Source organism: Nocardioides sp. Soil805 (genome assembly GCF_001429625.1).
Lineage (GTDB): Bacteria > Actinomycetota > Actinomycetes > Propionibacteriales > Nocardioidaceae > Nocardioides.
Genome location: NZ_LMSU01000001.1, coordinates 213,004 through 228,186, shown reverse-complemented (window position 1 = coordinate 228,186; position 15,183 = coordinate 213,004). Strand labels below are relative to the sequence as shown.

At 73.2% G+C, this 15,183-nt stretch carries 17 protein-coding genes; 11 read left to right on the top strand and 6 right to left on the bottom strand.

Features of this window, described 5'->3' with window-relative positions:
- Positions 1-37: 37 nt before the first annotated feature.
- Positions 38-1,018, top strand: a complete 981-nt coding sequence (locus tag ASG94_RS01160; RefSeq protein ID WP_056924615.1) for an NAD(P)/FAD-dependent oxidoreductase — start codon at positions 38-40, stop codon at positions 1,016-1,018.
- Positions 1,019-1,177: 159 nt separating this feature from the next.
- Entirely contained in the window at positions 1,178-2,428 is a 1,251-nt protein-coding gene (locus ASG94_RS01155; protein ID WP_056924614.1) for an NAD(P)/FAD-dependent oxidoreductase, read from the top strand.
- 32 nt (positions 2,429-2,460) lie between these two features.
- Here the strand turns inward: ASG94_RS01155 and ASG94_RS01150 are convergent, their stop codons facing one another.
- Complete coding sequence (locus ASG94_RS01150; RefSeq protein WP_235537080.1) at positions 2,461-3,054, bottom strand: TetR family transcriptional regulator; 594 nt, start codon at positions 3,052-3,054, stop codon at positions 2,461-2,463.
- Between the two features lie 47 nt (positions 3,055-3,101).
- Here ASG94_RS01150 and ASG94_RS01145 point away from each other — a divergent pair, with 47 nt between their 5' ends.
- The 3 genes from ASG94_RS01145 to ASG94_RS01135 are packed head-to-tail and all read left to right on the top strand — an operon-like array spanning position 3,102 to position 6,259.
- Positions 3,102-4,445 (top strand): glycosyltransferase family 4 protein, encoded by a 1,344-nt coding sequence (locus ASG94_RS01145; protein WP_200957999.1) that lies wholly within the window; start codon positions 3,102-3,104, stop codon positions 4,443-4,445.
- Positions 4,432-5,151: a class I SAM-dependent methyltransferase gene (locus tag ASG94_RS01140; RefSeq protein ID WP_082623854.1), complete on the top strand. Its 720-nt coding sequence runs from the start codon at positions 4,432-4,434 to the stop codon at positions 5,149-5,151. The genes ASG94_RS01145 and ASG94_RS01140 overlap by 14 nt, the downstream gene beginning before the upstream one ends.
- A complete protein-coding gene (locus ASG94_RS01135; RefSeq protein ID WP_056924612.1) occupies positions 5,141-6,259 on the top strand; it encodes a prenyltransferase in 1,119 nt (372 codons plus the stop codon). Before ASG94_RS01140 ends, ASG94_RS01135 begins: the two co-directional genes overlap by 11 nt.
- Here the strand turns inward: ASG94_RS01135 and ASG94_RS01130 are convergent.
- Positions 6,230-6,937: a class I SAM-dependent methyltransferase gene (locus tag ASG94_RS01130; RefSeq protein ID WP_235537079.1), complete on the bottom strand. Its 708-nt coding sequence runs from the start codon at positions 6,935-6,937 to the stop codon at positions 6,230-6,232. The genes ASG94_RS01135 and ASG94_RS01130 overlap by 30 nt on opposite strands.
- Positions 6,938-6,956: 19 nt before the next feature.
- Here ASG94_RS01130 and ASG94_RS01125 point away from each other — a divergent pair, with 19 nt between their 5' ends.
- The gene (locus ASG94_RS01125; RefSeq protein ID WP_056924610.1) at positions 6,957-7,997 is read left to right on the top strand and encodes a S66 family peptidase; all 1,041 of its coding nucleotides are present in this window, start codon (positions 6,957-6,959) and stop codon (positions 7,995-7,997) included.
- An 82-nt stretch (positions 7,998-8,079) separates the two neighbouring features.
- Entirely contained in the window at positions 8,080-8,415 is a 336-nt protein-coding gene (locus ASG94_RS01120; protein ID WP_056924609.1) for a VOC family protein, read from the top strand.
- A gap of 7 nt (positions 8,416-8,422) precedes the next feature.
- On the opposite strand, the gene ASG94_RS01115 is transcribed toward ASG94_RS01120, so the two are convergent.
- The 3 genes from ASG94_RS01115 to ASG94_RS01105 all read right to left on the bottom strand — a co-directional run bounded on the left by ASG94_RS01115 (position 8,423) and on the right by ASG94_RS01105 (position 11,014).
- Positions 8,423-9,718, bottom strand: coding sequence for an alpha/beta hydrolase (locus tag ASG94_RS01115; protein ID WP_056924608.1), 1,296 nt, complete (start codon positions 9,716-9,718; stop codon positions 8,423-8,425).
- Between the two features lie 61 nt (positions 9,719-9,779).
- Entirely contained in the window at positions 9,780-10,286 is a 507-nt protein-coding gene (locus ASG94_RS01110) for an AAA family ATPase (protein WP_056924607.1), read from the bottom strand.
- A complete protein-coding gene (locus tag ASG94_RS01105) occupies positions 10,283-11,014 on the bottom strand; it encodes a dienelactone hydrolase family protein (RefSeq protein ID WP_056924606.1) in 732 nt (243 codons plus the stop codon). Before ASG94_RS01105 ends, ASG94_RS01110 begins: the two co-directional genes overlap by 4 nt.
- A gap of 209 nt (positions 11,015-11,223) precedes the next feature.
- Here ASG94_RS01105 and ASG94_RS01100 point away from each other — a divergent pair, with 209 nt between their 5' ends.
- Both ASG94_RS01100 and ASG94_RS01095 read left to right on the top strand, forming a co-directional pair.
- The gene (locus tag ASG94_RS01100) at positions 11,224-12,165 is read left to right on the top strand and encodes a zinc metalloprotease (RefSeq protein ID WP_056924605.1); all 942 of its coding nucleotides are present in this window, start codon (positions 11,224-11,226) and stop codon (positions 12,163-12,165) included.
- Positions 12,166-12,264: 99 nt separating this feature from the next.
- Entirely contained in the window at positions 12,265-12,927 is a 663-nt protein-coding gene (locus ASG94_RS01095; RefSeq protein WP_056924604.1) for a hypothetical protein, read from the top strand.
- 10 nt (positions 12,928-12,937) lie between these two features.
- Here the strand turns inward: ASG94_RS01095 and ASG94_RS01090 are convergent, their stop codons facing one another.
- Positions 12,938-13,567, bottom strand: a complete 630-nt coding sequence (locus ASG94_RS01090) for a sulfotransferase family 2 domain-containing protein (protein ID WP_056924603.1) — start codon at positions 13,565-13,567, stop codon at positions 12,938-12,940.
- An 82-nt stretch (positions 13,568-13,649) separates the two neighbouring features.
- On the opposite strand from ASG94_RS01090, the gene ASG94_RS01085 reads away from it, so the two are divergent.
- Both ASG94_RS01085 and ASG94_RS01080 read left to right on the top strand, forming a co-directional pair.
- Positions 13,650-14,111, top strand: a complete 462-nt coding sequence (locus ASG94_RS01085) for an SRPBCC family protein (protein WP_162260773.1) — start codon at positions 13,650-13,652, stop codon at positions 14,109-14,111.
- Positions 14,111-15,166: an NAD(P)H-binding protein gene (locus ASG94_RS01080; protein ID WP_056924601.1), complete on the top strand. Its 1,056-nt coding sequence runs from the start codon at positions 14,111-14,113 to the stop codon at positions 15,164-15,166. The genes ASG94_RS01085 and ASG94_RS01080 overlap by 1 nt, the downstream gene beginning before the upstream one ends.
- Positions 15,167-15,183: the final 17 nt, after the last annotated feature.

The window sequence follows — 15,183 nt, the reverse complement described above, 5'->3', positions numbered from 1 at the left end:
GTTGGCAGCGTCCTGACGGCGACGAAGGAGTGACCGGGTGCCCGAGGTCGATCTGCTCATCATCGGGGCCGGTCCCACCGGGCTCTACGCCGCCTACTACGCGGGCTTCCGCGGGATGAGCGTCGCGGTCGTCGACTCGTTGCCCGAGCTCGGCGGGCAGATCACGGCGATGTACCCCGAGAAGGCGATCCTCGACGTCGCCGGCTTCCCGACGATCAAGGGCCGCGACCTCGTCGAGGGGCTCGTCGCCCAGGCCGCGACCGCGGACCCGCACTACTTCCTCGACCGCACCGCGCAGACCCTCGCCCACGGCGACGGGCACGTGGTGGTCGGCCTGGACGACGGTACCGAGATCACCGCCAGCGCGCTGCTGGTCACGGCCGGGATCGGCAAGTTCAGCCCGCGCCCACTGCCGGCCGCCGATGGCTGGGTCGGGCAGGGCGTCGAGTTCTTCGTGCCGTCCTTCGCGCCGTACGCCGGCAAGGACGTGGTCATCGTCGGCGGCGGCGACAGCGCCTTCGACTGGGCCCAGCACCTCGAGCCGGTGGCCTCCTCGGTGACCCTCGTCCACCGCCGGGACGCCTTCCGCGCCCACGAGCGCACGGTCAAGGCCGTGCGCGACTCCAGCGTCGAGATCATCACCCGGGCCCAGGTCACCGCGCTGCGCGGTGCGGACGCCGACGGGGGCGGCCACGTCGCCGAGGTCGAGATCACCGTCGACGGGCAGGACCCGCTCGTCCGACCGGCGCAGGCCGTGGTGGCCGCGCTCGGGTTCGTCGCCGACCTGGGCGCCCTGCAGACGTGGGGACTGGAGACCGACAAGCGGCACGTGGTCGTGGACAGCGCGATGCGCACCACCGTCGAGCGCGTCTTCGCCGCCGGCGACATCACCGAGTACCCCGGCAAGGTCCGGCTCATCGCGGTGGGCTTCGGCGAGGCGGCGACGGCGGTCAACAACGCGGCCGTCGTGATCGACCCGTCGGCGCACGTCTTCCCCGGCCACTCCAGCGAGGCCTGAGCCCCTCGGCCTCGCCGGACGGGTGCTGCGGCGGGAGGTCCCGACCGCTCGTCGACCGCGCTCCGGAGTGCCCCGACGACGTTGCTACGGTCGACGCCACGGAGGCGTCGTCCGACGGCTCCGGGGCAGATCCCGTTTCCCGTCAGAGAGTTGGTCCGGATGCCTCAGCGCGTCGCCGTCGTCGGAGCCGGGATCGTCGGCCTCTCCACCGCCTGGTTCCTCCAGGAGCACGGGGTCGACGTCACCGTCCATGAGCGCCGGCACGTCGCCGCGGGCTCGTCGTGGGGCAACGCCGGGTGGCTCAACCCCTCGATGACCGCGCCGATGCCGGAGCCGTCGGTCCTGCGCTACGGCGTGCGCGCGATGCTCAGCCCCTCGTCGCCGGTCTACGTCCCGCTGCGCCCCGACCCGCACCTGCTGCGGTTCCTGACCGGGTTCGCGCGCCACAGCACCGCTCGCCGGTGGGCGACTGGGATGCGTGCCTACGCTCCGGTCAACCGGGCCGCGGTGGCGGCCTTCGACGAGCTCACCAGTGGCGACGTCGACGCGAGCACGTACGCGGCGGACCCGTTCCTCGCCTGCTTCCGCACGCCGGAGGAGAACGCGGGACTGCTGGAGGAGCTCGAGGACATCCGGGCGTCCGGCCAGGACGTGGGGTACGACGTCCTCACCGGGTCCGAGGCCCGCGACGCGGAGCCGAGCCTGTCCACCGCGATCGGCTCCGCGGTGCTGCTCCACGACCAGCGCTACGTCAACCCGCCGGTGTTCCTCGCGGCCCTCGCCGACGCGGTCCGGAGGCGTGGCGGGCGCATCGTCGAGGGCGCCACCGTCACGGACGTGCAGGACGTCCCGAGCGGCGTCGTCGTCACCACCGCGGAGCAGGGCGGCGAGCAGTTCGACCAGGTGGTGCTCGCCCACGGCGCCTGGCTGGGTGGCCTGGCGCGCCGCTTCGGGGTCCGGCAGCCGGTCCAGTCCGGGCGTGGCTACTCGTTCAGCGTCGCCGGGGACCAGGTCCCGCGCGCGCCGCTCTACTTCCCGAGGCAGCGGGTGGCGTGCACCCCCCTCTCGACGCCCGAGGGCACGCGGCTCCGCGTCGCCGGGACGATGGAGCTCCGCGACCCCGACGCGGCAGCGGACCCCCGTCGCATCGAGGCGATCGTCGAGGCGGTCCGCCCCCTGCTGAGGGGTGTGGACCTCGACGATCGGGGCGAGGAGTGGGTCGGTGCGCGACCGTGCACGGGCGACGGGCTGCCGCTGGTCGGCCCGACCCGGTCACCCAGGGTCTTCGTGGCGGGCGGCCATGCGATGTCGGGGATCTTCCTCGGCCCCGTCACGGGCAAGCTGCTCGCGCAGGGGCTCGTGACCGGCCACACCCCTGCCGAGCTGGTGCCCTTCGACCCGCTGCGCTGATCGCCGCGAGGCGGGTGCTGCGCGGGCCGACCTCAGCGCAGGACGAGGCGCACCGCACGCTCGAGGTGGGCCTGCGTCTGCTCGGCGTCGCTGCGGCCGGTCACCCACGCCATCAGCGACGCCAGCCACACGTCGCCGATGACGCGCGCGATCGCCAGCTCCTCGTCGGTCGCGTCCCGCTCGGGATCGACGACGTCCGAGCGCACGGCGCGGGTCAGGATCCGCGCCAGCAGTGTCCCGACGTGGTTGATCTCGTGCCGGGCCGACCGGTCGGCGAACATGAACGCCCGGGTGAGGGCCTCGGTCAGGTGCGGGTCGTCCTGGAGACCGCGGGTCATCGCGCGCAGCACGTGGACCACGCGGTCCGCCGCGGTGTCGCCCGGCACCGGGTTGGCCGCCATCGCGGCGTCGGCCCGCTCGAACTCGCGGGCCAGCGCGGAGACGAGCAGGTGGATCTTGGAGGGGAAGTAGCGGTAGAGCGTCCCCAGGGCCACGTCGGACTGCTCGGCCACCGCTCGCATCTGCACCGCCTCGAAGCCACCCCGGGACGCCAGGGTGATCGTGGCGTCGAGGATGCGGGTACGGCGCTCTCGCTGGACGGGCGATGCTGGGTCGTCGTTGGCCACGTGCGCCATGATAGGAACACGTTCCACTTCGAGAAAGGTCGCAGCACGTGCGCATCGCCATGCTGTCCTACCGCAGCAAGCCCCACTGTGGCGGCCAGGGGATCTACATCCGGCACCTGAGCCGCGAGCTCGTGCGGCTCGGCCACGACGTGGAGGTCTTCTCGGGGCAGCCCTACCCGGAGCTGGACGAGGGCGTGCGGCTCACCAAGGTGCCCAGCCTCGACCTCTACCGCGAGCCCGACCCGTTCCGTACGCCGCGACCCAGCGAGATCCGCGACCTCATCGACGTCGAGGAGGTCCTCACGATGTGGACCGCCGGCTTCCCCGAGCCGAAGACGTTCTCGCGCCGGGTGGCCCGCGTGCTCCGCGAGCGGCTCGACGACTTCGACGTCGCCCACGACAACCAGGTCCTCGGCTACGGGATGCTCGACATCGAGAGGATGGGGCTGCCGATGCTGACCACCATCCACCACCCGATCACCTTCGACCGCCGCATCGACATCGCCTCCGCACCCACGCTGCGCAAGAAGCTGAGCCTGCGTCGGTGGTACGGCTTCCTGCGGATGCAGGCCAAGGTGGCTCGGCAGGCCCGCACGATCGTGACCCCCTCCGACACCTCGGCCAGGGACATCGCCCGCGAGTTCGGGGTCGACCCCGCACGGATGCGCACGGTGCTGCTCGGCGTCGACGAGTGCTTCGTGCCGCCGACCGCCCCCCGCGTGCCCGGCCGGATCCTGGCGATGGCCAGCGCCGACGCCCCGATGAAGGGGATCGCGACGCTGCTCGAGGCCTTCGCCAAGCTGCGTACCGAGCGCGACGTCTCGCTCGTGCTCGTCACCCGCCCCGAGCCCGGCGGGCGCACCGAGCAGCTCGTCGACCGGCTCGGGATCGCGGACTCGGTGCGCTTCGTGAGCGGGGTCAGCGACGCCGAGCTGGTGGAGGTGATGGGGTCGGCCGAGGTCGCCTGCGTCCCGTCGCTCTACGAGGGCTTCTCCCTGCCGACGGCCGAGCTGATGGCCTGCGAGACGCCGCTGGTCGCTTCGCGCGCGGGCGCGATCCCCGAGGTGGTCGGCGAGGACGGCGAGTGCGCCGTGCTCGTCGAGCCCGGCGACGTCGGCGAGCTGGAGCAGGCCCTGGCCACCCTGCTCGACGACCCCGCCCGCCGCGAGCGGATGGGCCGGGCCGGTCGTCGCCGCGTCCAGCGGCTCTTCACGTGGCGGGCGGTCGCCGAGGCCACCGCCGCGGCGTACGAGGACACCATCGCCAGCTACCGTGCCGAGCAGGCACCTGTCCCCGACATCAGCCAGTCCGACCCCAGCCAGCCCGATCCCAGCCAGCCCGATCCCAGCCAGCCCGACCCCAGCCAGGAGGACCTCCGTGCTGACCGTTGACTTCGACCGACTCGGGCTCCGCCCGGGCGAGCGCGTGCTGGACATGGGCTGCGGCGCCGGCCGCCACGCCTTCGAGATGTACAAGCGCGGCGCCGACGTCGTCGCCTTCGACCAGGACGCCGACGAGCTGGCCACCGTGCGCGAGTGGTTCGCCGCGATGCGCGACGCCGGCGAGGTGCCGGCCGGCGCCGAGGCCGACGTCAAGGAGGGCGACGCACTGTCGCTGCCCTTCGCCGACGGCGAGTTCGACCGGGTCGTCGCCGCCGAGGTGCTGGAGCACGTCCCCGCCGACATCCAGGCCATCCACGAGCTGGTGCGGGTGCTGCGTCCCGGTGGGACGCTCGCGGTCAGCGTGCCGCGCTGGTTCCCGGAGATCGTCAACTGGAAGCTCTCCGACGACTACCACAACACCCCCGGTGGCCACATCCGGATCTACACCGACAAGGAGCTGGTCGACAAGGTGACCAAGGCGGGCATGGACTTCGAGGGCAAGGACCACGCCCACGGCCTCCACGCGCCGTACTGGTGGATCAAGTGCGCCGTCGGCGTCCACAACGACGACCACCCGCTCGCCAGGGCCTACCACCGGCTGCTGGTCTGGGAGATCATGAAGAATCCGAAGGCCCTGCAGGTCGCCGGCAAGCTGCTCGACCCGGTGATCGGCAAGAGCATGGTGCTGTACTTCCGCAAGCCTGATGCAGCCTGAGTCGCACTCCTCGCTGCCCGCGCACCAGGGGCACGACGTCCTGACCGCGGCCCAGGTCGAGGAGACCGCCGCGTCGATCGCCGCCATGCAGGAGCCCGACGGTGCGATCCCGTGGACGGTCGGGGAGCACACGGACGTGTGGAACCACGTCGAGGCGGCGATGGCGCTCGTGGTGGGCGGACAGGTCGAGGCGGCCGAGCGCGCCTACGCGTGGGCCGCGCGCACCCAGCGGGCGGACGGCTCGTGGCCGATGAAGCTGGTCGCCGGCGAGGTCGAGGACCACAGCGGCGAGACCAACATGTCGGCGTACCTCGCGGTCGGCGTCTGGCACCACTGGCTGGTACGCCGCGACGAGGGGTTCGTGCGCCGGATGTGGCCCGTCGTGCGCCGCGGCCTCGACTGGGTGGTCGGCATGCAGCTGCCGTTCGGCGGGATCGCCTGGTCGCAGGAGTGGACGGACGGGAGGCCCGCGAAGGTCAACGCCGACGCCCTGCTCGCCGGGTCGTCCAGCATCTACCAGAGCCTGCGCGCGGGCGTCGCCCTCGCCGAGCTGCTCGACGAGCCCCAGCCCGGCTGGGAGCTGGCCGGCGGGCGGCTCGGCCACGCGCTGCGACGGCACCGCGACCTGTTCCTCGACAAGTCCGAGTTCTCCATGGACTGGTACTACCCGGTGCTGGGCGGCGCGGTCCGCGGCGACGCCGGCCGGGCCCTGCTCGCCGAGGGCTGGGACACCTTCGTCGAGCCCGGCCTCGGTATCCGGTGCGTCTCGACGAACCCGTGGGTCACGGGAGCGGAGACCTGCGAGCTGGTGATGGCCCTGGACGCGCTCGGCGACCGTCCGCGCGCGCTGCGGCTGCTCGCCGACATGCAGCACCTCCGCGCGGAGGACGGGCGCTACTGGACCGGCTACGTGTTCCCCGACGACGTCAACTGGCCGGTCGAGCAGACCACCTACACGGCCGCCGCGGTCGTGCTCGCCGTGGACGCGCTCTCCGGTCGCAGCGCCGGCTCCGACGTCATGCGGGGCACCTCGCTGGCCGCGGACTTCGCCGAGCTGGCCCTGGAGTGCGGCTGCGGGTCAGCGGACCGGGTCGCCCGCGTCCCCTGAGGTCCGCCGCAGCACCCGCACCGACCCCAGCGCCTCGACCTCGGTGAAGTCGCCGCTGTCCAGCGCACGCAGGAAGACGTGGTACGGCGGTCGCCCGCCGTCCGCCGGGTCGGGGAAGACGTCGTGGATCACCAGCAGCCCGCCGTCCATCAGCCACGGCGCCCAGCCGGTGTAGTCGTTCTGGGCGTGCTCCTCGGCGTGCCCGCCGTCGATGAAGAGCATCGACAGGGGAGTGCGCCACAGGGCGCTGACCGTCGTCGAGCGGCCGATGACCGGGACGACGTGGTCCTCGAGCCCGGCGCGCTCGATGGTGCGACGGAAGACCGGCAGGGTGTCCATGAGGCCGGACTCCTCGTCGACGAGGCTCGCGTCGTGGTGCTCCCAGCCGGCCTGGTTCTCCTCCGACCCGCGGTGGTGGTCGACGGTGACGACCACGCCGCCCACCTCGCGGGCCGCGGCCCCGAGGTAGATCGCGGACTTGCCGCAGTAGGTGCCGACCTCGAGGACCGGGCCGTGCGCGAGCCGTTCGCGGGCCACCCGGTGCAGCAGCAGTCCCTCGTCCTCGGGCATGAACCCCTTCGCCTCGCGCGCGTGGGCGAGCAGGTCCTCGGGCATGCCGGCATGCGGCTCGGCGCGGTCCGGTGGGGTGGTCGCACGGGGGCTCACGCTGGCGCTCACACCGGGAGACACTAGTGGCATGAGCCATCCCGTATCGCTGCCCCCGCCCGTCGAGACCGGTGCGCGGGTCGCCGTCGTCTCGCCGTCCTGGTGCGCCCCCGCGCACTACCCGGCGGTGCACGAGCAGGCGCTCGAGCGCATCCGCGACCTGGGCCTCGACCCCGTCGAGTACCCCACCACGCGCCGCCAGGGGTCGCCGCGGGAGCGCGCCGAGGACCTGATGGCCGCCTTCGAGGACCCCACGATCGGCGCCGTGATGGCGACCATCGGGGGCGACGACCAGGTGACCGTCCTGCGCCACCTCGACCCGGGCCGGATGACCGCCGTCCCGAAGCGCTTCCTCGGCTACAGCGACAACACACACCTGGCCAACTGGCTGTGGGACCACGGCATCGGCTCCGTCTACGGCGGCTCGACCCAGGTCCACCTCGGTCCGGGACCGGCCGTCGACCCGCACCACCTGGCGTCCCTGCGCGCCGCCCTCTTCGGCGGCACCCTCGAGGTCGAGGCGGTGCCCCGCACCCACGACGTCGGCCTGCGCTGGGACACCCCCGAGGCGCTGACCGAGCAGCCCCCGGACGCGCCCGCCGAGCCGTGGACGTGGGCCGGCCCGTCCGTCCGCGTGGCCGGGCGGACCTGGGGCGGTTGCCTGGAGTCCGTGGCCGAGACGATGCAGGTCGGGCGCTGGATGATGCCGGGGGAGTCGTACGCCGGGTCGGTGCTGCTGCTGGAGCCGTCCGAGGAGCGCCCGGACCCCGAGGCGTGCTTCCGGGTGCTGCGGGTCCTGGGGGAGCGCGGCGTCCTCGGTGTCGCCGCCGCGCTGCTGTGGGCCCGGCCGCCGGTCGGGGACCACGACCACACGCCGACCCCGGAGCAGGCCTCGGCCCGCCGCGCCGAGTACCGGGAAGCCGTGCTGCGCGCGGTCTCCGAGTACGCCCCGGAGCTCGTCGTTGCGATGGACGTCGACTTCGGGCACACCTCGCCGCAGGTGGTGCTGCCGTACGGCGGGCAGGTCACCGTCGACGGCGACCGACGGCGGATCAGCGCCGACTTCGGCTGACCCGTCACATCCTGGTGGACCCGCTCGTCAACGATTCGAACCAGCCAGCACCGGGAGGACCCGGTCGACCCAGGAGGACCCCATGACCGTCAGCTCCATCGTGATCCCCGTCAAGGACGTCGCCACGGCGACCGCCTTCTACCGCACCGTCTTCGGCGCCGAGCCGCACACCGAGACCCCCTACTACGTCGGCTTCAACCTCGACGGCCTCGAGATCGGGCTCAACCCGAACGGCCACGCCACCGGCATGGTCGGCCCCACCGCCTACCACGCCACCGACGACGTGGAGGCCGGCGTCGCGACCCTGGTCGAGGGCGGCGGCACCGTCGTCTCGCCCGCCACCAGCGTCGGGGGCACGACGGTCGTCGCGATCGTGGCGGACGCCGACGGCAACCACGTGGGGCTGATCAGCACCTGACGGCGGGCTAGGCGTCGCGCGGCTGGTCGCCGGTGCCGGGCTCGTCGCCCGGCGCCGCGCCGGCGTCCACGGCACGGCCCTGCCGCCAGGAGTTCCAGTGCCAGTTGAGGTAGCGCTCGATCGCGCGCACGACGTGGGCCGAGCGGATCGAGGGGAACGTGTCGAACGCGTGCTGGGCGCCCGGCAGCTCGGCGTACACCACCGAGTTCTTCGACACCTCCCGCAGCCGGTCCACGAAGGCGCGGGCCTGGCCCACGTCCACGAGGGTGTCGCTGGCCCCGTGGATGACGAAGAAGTCGGGCTCGTCGCCGTCGACGCGCAGGATGGGGGAGGCGGCCTCGAACTTCTCGGGGTCGCGCTGCCACGTCGTCCTCAGCACCCGCGGTGCGAGGAAGCCGTCGCGCATCGCGACCGCGCTGCGCAGCCCGGTCGATCCCGCGAAGTCGTAGACGCCGTAGTGCGGGACGGCCGCCTGCACCGTGGTGTCCACCTCTTCGAAGCCGGGCTGCCACTCGGGCTCGTTGGGCGTCACCGCCGCCAGGGCGCACAGGTGGCCGCCCGCCGAACCGCCCGTGATCACGATGTAGTCGGGGTCGCCGCCGTACTCGTCGATGTGCTCCTTGATCCAGGCGATCGCGCGCTTCACGTCGACGATGTGGTCCGGGAAGACGGCTCGTGGCGAGAGTCGGTAGTTGATGGCCACGCAGACCCAGCCGCGGGCGGCCATGTGGTGCATGAGCGGGATCGCCTGGCGGTCCTTGCGGCCGGTCATCCACGCCCCGCCGTGCACCTGCAGCAGCACGGGGGCCTTCGTGGTGTCACCGTGGGCGGGACGGTAGATGTCGAGCATCCCCCGGCGTCCGTACGTCGCGTAGGCGATGTCGCGGTCCACGTGGACCCGCGGCTCGCGCATCCACAAGGGGTTGAAGAGGTAACGCCACGGGGTGGCCAGCTCGGCCGGGGTGGGCGGCGCGTCCAGCTGCTCGATGTACTCGACCCCGAGTCCCTCCACCAGCGCGTCCTCGACGTGGTGCCGGGCCTGCTGGCTCTGCCGGATCAGGTGGGCGAGGCCGAGCGCGCTGGCGCCGGCCAGCGCGAGGCCGACCCGGCTGCGGGGGCCGCGGTGCAGGGGGGACAGGTGCAGGGCCGCGTCGGCGGCGGTGAGGGCCAGCACCTGGGGCGCCAGCTCGCCGTACATCCAGCCGGCGGCGAAGGCGGGGATCCCGGCGCGCTGGCCGGTGAGGGGGCGCAGGGCGTTGGCGGTGAGGGCGGCGATCACGCCCTGGCGGCGGAGGAAGCTCACGTACCGATGGTATCCGGCGCAGTAGAACCTGTTCTCATGATGTGGTCAGCGGCACGTGGACTCAGCCGGTCAGCTGCGCCAGGACGATGCGCGCAGCCTCGTCGGCCGTGAGCGGATCCGTCGTGTCGATGACCGTGGTCGGCACCGGCCACGGCGTCCAGGACGCCCGCAGGTCCTGCACGCGCTCCCACGGCACCACCCGCAGCTCGTGGCCGCGCGACTCGAGGCGACCGCGGTGCAGGGCCTCGTCGCTGCAGCGCACCTCGAGGACGACCACCTCGTGGCCGTGCTCCTGCGCCAGGTCCAGCCAGGCCCGACGGGCGTCCGGATGGGCGTTGACAGCGTCGGCGACGACGCTGTGGCCCAGCGCCAGCTGGACCGCCACGACCCGGTTGGCAACGGCGTACGCCGCCAGGCCCAGGGGCTGGGTCGGGTCGACGCCGGCGTCGTGGAGGCCGCGCTCGACCGTGTCGACGGAGACCACCGCGCAGCCGAGGCCACGGGCCAGGGCCGACGCCACCGTGCTCTTGCCGCTGCCCGGCAACCCGGACATCACCACCAGCGTCATGCGCGCAGGTGCTCGGCGAGGAACGACAGCACCGCGTCCACGGCCTCCTGCTGTCGGTGCGCGGTGACGGTCGAGTGCCCCTTGCCCTCGAGCTCGACGCGGATGAAGGCGTCGCCCAGCTCGCGGGTGAGGGTGTCGAACCGCGTCCCGACGGCCGGGTCGGAGCGGTAGCGGAGCCCCAGCACCTGCTGCCCGGCGGCGCACCGGCCCTTCACGACGTCGAGGTCGCCGGGGGAGAGGTTGACGTCGGCGGCCCGCTTGCTGCCGACGGCGAAGGGGGTGCTCGGCTGGCACAGCACTGGCGCCGCGACCGCCGGGTCGACGGCCATGGCCAGCGCGAAGCCGCCGGTGAAGCACATCCCGAGCGCCCCGACGCCGGGCCCGCCCAGCTCGTCGTGCAGCTCCCGGGCCAACGAGCGCAGCCAGCCGGCGACCGGCGTGGTCTCGCCGGTCCGGAACTTCGTGAACTCGCGGCTGATGCAGACCCGCGCGATCGAGGCCGCCACGGTGCGGGGCGTCATCGGGGCGCCGTCGGTGCCGAACAGGCTCGGCATCACGACCGTGAAGCCGGCGTCGACGACCTCCTCGGCGAACGTCGCCACCTCCGGGGTGATGCCGGGGATCTCGTGGATCACGATCACGCCCGGTCCCGTCCCCCTGCGGTACGTCGCGTGCGTGACGCCGTCGTGGGTGTGCGAGCCGCGGGTCCAGCCGTCCGGGAAGGTCATGCGCGCCAGTCTGTCGCCCCTGTCCAGCACCGACCTGTCCAGCGCCGACCTGTCCGGCGGTGCCGTGGTCCGGGAGCGCCGGTCTGTCACCGCATGCGCCGCGCGACGACGGACCGACACACATTTGTCCGGCCCAGCCGTAGCCCGAACGGCCCCCTCGCGCTTAGGTTGACCGGACCACTGCTCACCACCCGAAGGGATCACCACCCATGCGTCCCACGCGCCTCCTCCGGACGGCCGCCGCCGCCGGCGTCCTCGCCCTCGCCCCCCTGACCTTCGCCGCCACCCCCGCCTTCGCCGCCGTGGCCTCCGACGGCACCGTCGCCTGCGAGGACGGCACCTCGGGTGCTCGTGTCGCGAAGGGCGCCACCGCCAAGGAGCCGGCCCTCTACTCGCCCAACGACGCGAAGAAGTACGGCGTCATCAAGGACCTGCCGCAGCTAGCCGCCGGCTCCGTCCACGTCGAGACCGTCTTCCACGTGATCACCGGCTCCGACGCGACCCAGGCCGACCGTGACCGGCTCGGGACCCTGGTCCAGGCCCAGATGAAGGTCCTCAACGACTCCTACTCCGGCGTCACGTCCGCCGACGCGGCCGACACCCCGTTCCGCTTCGACCTCACGGACGTCAACTACGTGACCAACGACGCGTGGGTCAACGTCGCCCCCGGCAAGACCGAGTACGAGATGAAGAGGGCGCTGCGCGTCGGCGACTCCGAGACGCTCAACATCTACACCGCCGACATCGGCGGCGGCCTCCTCGGCTGGGCCTACTTCCCCAAGGGCTACAACAACGGCCAGGACTACAAGGACGGCGTGGTCATCCTCGACGAGTCGATGCCCGGCGGCACCGCCGGCAAGTACGCCCTCGGCGACACGCTGACCCACGAGGTCGGCCACTGGATGATGCTCGAGCACACCTTCGCCGGGGCCTGCTCGGCCAGCGGTGACGGCGTGGCCGACACCCCGCGCGAGGCCTACCCGCAGTTCGACTGCCCCGTTGGCGCCGACACCTGCGCGGCTCCCGGCCTCGACCCGATCCACAACTTCATGGACTACACGCAGGACTCCTGCATGGACATGTTCACCGAGGGCCAGTCGGCGCGCATGAGCGACGCCTGGCAGGCCTTCCGCGCGGGCGGCAACGGCTGACGCCTCCGCTCGACGCACCCTCGCGACGCAGCACCGCGGCGTCGACCGGTCCCGCACCGGTCGGCGCCGCGGTCGCGTCGTCTGGAAGGATCGCGCCCCATGATGGCCTTCCCGCGGCACGGATTCGTGCTGCTGGCCATGCCCAAGTGCGCCTCGACGTCGCTCGAGGCCGCGCTGGCGCCGTACGCCGAGCTGGTCGTCGACCGACCGCCGGGCCTCAAGCACGTCGGCGCCTCCGGCTTCACCCGGCGCATCGCCCCGCGCCTGGCCGCGGACGGCTACGAGCGCGACTCCTACGAGCTGGTCACGATGTTCCGTGACCCGGTCCGGTGGCTGGAGTCCTGGTGGCGCTACCGCGCCCGCCCCGCGTCCGTGCGGCACCGGCCCGGCGCGGACAGCTCGGCGCTGTCGTTCGACGAGTTCGCCCGGCTGTACGTCGCGGGCGACCGCGACGCGCCGACCCCGCGCGGGCGCCCGGGACAGTTCCTGACGATCGACGACGTGGTCGAGGTGGACCGGGTGCTCTCGGTCGAGCGCCCTGACGCCTGGGAGCCGTGGTTCAGCGCCCGGATCGGCATGCCGGTCGAGTTCGGCCGGCGCAACGTGTCGCCACCGGCCGACCCCGAGCTGGCGGGGTCCACCCGCGCCGCACTGGTCGACTTCTTCGCCCCCGAGTACGACGTGTGGGCGCGGCTGCAGGAGACCGGCAGCTGGTCGGGCGCCCGCGGGACCCGGCTCGTCGTACCACCGCGAGCCGGCTGACCAACCCGGCTCAGAAGCGGTAGCCGAACTCCGCGACGTCCTTGGCGTAGACCTCGCCGATCCGGTCGCGGGTGGCCGGGGTGTAGTAGTCGCGCCACGACCCGCTGGAGCGGGCGTTGCGGTGCGGCAGCTCGATGGGCGGCAGGTCGAGCTCGCGCTGGAGCGTGCCGATGTCCTCGGCCAGGTGCTCGGTGCGGCCGATGAAGTCGGCCCGGTGGTCCTCGCCGACGAGGTAGTCGACCTGCGGCATGGCGAGCCGGTCGTGCTCGGCGGTGCCGCGCAGGACGAACTCGTCGAAGTCGGCGTACGCCGCGACCGCCCGCCACAGCGGGTTGCCGTCGCGGGTCGAGCCCCACTGGCCGTCCTGCGGGCGACCGGAGGCGGGCCCCCAGCGGTGGTTCCAGGTGTCGATCATCGAGTACCACGACACCATCCGCGACCACGGGTTGCGCACGAAGCCGAACGAGTAGTAGTCGGCCAGCCCCGGCTCGTGGCGCAGGATCCGCTGGAGCCGTGCGTGGCGCTGCCTGCCGACCGTGCGGGCGTCCGGGCAGGCCTCGCGGAGCAGCTGCTCGACCGACGCCCCGCCCGTCTTGGGGATGTGGACGAACAGCATCCGGCGGTCGTCGGAGATCAGCACCCGAGCAGGCTAGACGACGGGCGGGCGACCCGCGGCGGGACGGGCCGTCGGGATGTGCACCCCCGCCACCTACGCTGGCCGGGTGAACCGCTTCCGTGCCCGCAACCAGTCCGAAGCCACGCTGCGCTCCTCGCAGGACAAGGTGTGGGACGTCCTCACCGACCCGGTGCTGCTGACGAAGCTCACGCCGTACCTCAAGCGTATCGACGTCGACGGCAAGCGCTGGACCTGGAACCTCACCCACATCCCGGTCATGAGCGCGACCGTGGCTCCCGTCTTCACCGAGGTGATGACCTTCGACGAGCCCACCCGCATCACGTTCGAGCACGACCCCGAGCGCCCCGACGAGCGCACCGGCGTGGAGGGGGAGTACCTCCTGCGCCCGGAGGGGGAGGGCACGCACGTCGCCATCGACCTGGAGATCTGGTGCGACCTGCCGCTGCCGAAGATCTCGCGGGTCCCCGTGGAGACCGTCATGCACGGGGTGGTCGCGGCCATGGGCCGCCGCTTCGCCTCCAACATGCTGCGCCACCTGGGGGAGTGATGGCACCCGACTCCCGCCGGGTCCTCGTGCTCGGCGCCACCGGCTACATCGGCTCGCGGCTCGTCCCCGAGCTCCTCGACCGCGGCTACCTCGTCACCGCGGCGTCGTCGCGCCAACCCACCCCCGAGCGATTCTCGTGGGGCCACCACGTGGACTGGGTGCGCTGCGACGTCACGGACGCCGACGACGTCGCCGTCGCGCTCGAGGGCGTGGACGCCGTCTGCTACCTGGTGCACTCGCTCAGCTCGCGCGGGTTCTCCGACAAGGACCGCCTCGGCGCCCGGACCGTACGCCGCGCCGTCGACGCCGCGGGCGTCGGCCGGATCGTCTACCTCTCCGGGCTCGTGCCGCAGGTGCCGCGCGAGGAGCTCTCCGAGCACATCACCTCGCGCCTCGAGGTCGAGGAGGAGCTGCTCGCCTCGTCCGCCTCGTCGGTCGCGCTGCGCGCCGGTGTGGTCATCGGGGCCGGCTCGACGTCGTTCGAGGTGATCCGGCAGATCGGGACCCTGCTCGTCCTCCAGCCCATCCCGCTGTGGCTGCGTTCGCGCGTGCAGCCGATCGCGGCCACCGACGCGGTGCGCGCGCTGGTCGAGGCGCTCGAGCCCGGCTCGACGCTGACCGGTGCCGTCGACATCGGCGGGCCGGACGTGCTCCGCTACCCGCGGCTCCTGGCGGCGTACGCCCGCGCCGCCCGGCTGCTGCGCATCCGGGTGCCGGTCGCGCTGATCCCGACCCCCGTCGCGGCGGCCGGCACGGCCGGCCTGGTCCAGGCACCCTTCTGGACGGTCAACGCGCTGGTGGAGTCGCTGCACCACGACATGGTCTGCCGGCCCGGGGCGACGTGGGAGCCGGCCGACGGCGGGCGGCTGCTCGGCGTCCGCGAGGCGATGCACCGCGCGGTGCGGGGCGAGGCGGGCACCGCGGAGGCCCCGCTGCCCAGCGATCCCGACTGGACCCGGCAGCGCGCGCCGGTCCTCGACGCCCTGCCCGCGCCCCGCAGCGTGCGGGCCGGTGCCAGCCTCGCCTGGCACCGGCTGCGTCAGCTGACCGACTGAGTCGGCCGACCGACGGA

Coding starts and splice junctions, on each gene's coding strand:
- ASG94_RS01155 (WP_056924614.1), top strand. CDS start 1,178: ATGCCTCAGCGCGTCGCCGTCGTCGGAGCCGGGATCGTCGGCCTCTCC.
- ASG94_RS01135 (WP_056924612.1), top strand. CDS start 5,141: ATGCAGCCTGAGTCGCACTCCTCGCTGCCCGCGCACCAGGGGCACGAC.
- ASG94_RS01125 (WP_056924610.1), top strand. CDS start 6,957: ATGAGCCATCCCGTATCGCTGCCCCCGCCCGTCGAGACCGGTGCGCGG.
- ASG94_RS01120 (WP_056924609.1), top strand. CDS start 8,080: ATGACCGTCAGCTCCATCGTGATCCCCGTCAAGGACGTCGCCACGGCG.
- ASG94_RS01110 (WP_056924607.1), bottom strand. CDS start 10,286: ATGACGCTGGTGGTGATGTCCGGGTTGCCGGGCAGCGGCAAGAGCACG.
- ASG94_RS01105 (WP_056924606.1), bottom strand. CDS start 11,014: ATGACCTTCCCGGACGGCTGGACCCGCGGCTCGCACACCCACGACGGC.
- ASG94_RS01100 (WP_056924605.1), top strand. CDS start 11,224: ATGCGTCCCACGCGCCTCCTCCGGACGGCCGCCGCCGCCGGCGTCCTC.
- ASG94_RS01095 (WP_056924604.1), top strand. CDS start 12,265: ATGATGGCCTTCCCGCGGCACGGATTCGTGCTGCTGGCCATGCCCAAG.
- ASG94_RS01080 (WP_056924601.1), top strand. CDS start 14,111: ATGGCACCCGACTCCCGCCGGGTCCTCGTGCTCGGCGCCACCGGCTAC.